General features: G+C 31.9%; 1 protein-coding gene. It reads right to left on the bottom strand.

Translation table 11 applies throughout. The features are described 5' to 3' along the window. Positions 1–260, bottom strand: a 260-nt coding sequence (locus tag SB724_RS20725; RefSeq protein ID WP_410572814.1) for a hypothetical protein, incomplete at both ends; no start/stop codon positions are given.

The raw sequence follows: 260 nt of genomic DNA, 5'->3' as shown, positions 1-260 counted from the left end.
AAGATAAGGTCCTAGTTCAGCATTTAAGTCATCTACAAACTTTTTTATGGGATCACCTGTAGTATTAACAAATACATTGATGAATTCGTTAACTACAGTAGTTTGGTCAAGGTTTAAAGTTGTCAATGCAACATTAAAGATTTCCTCAACTGAAAATGAGAAGTTATTCAAGTTGAATTTAGAAATATATCCAATAATTGGCCAATTGTATTGAACCGTTACTGGAAAGGAAGAGATTTGTCCATTTTGAGCATCCCTAT

The organism is Bacillus sp. SIMBA_031, assembly GCF_046535225.1.
Lineage (GTDB): Bacteria > Bacillota > Bacilli > Bacillales > Bacillaceae > Bacillus > Bacillus velezensis.
This window is presented reverse-complemented; position numbering and strand designations above follow the sequence as displayed.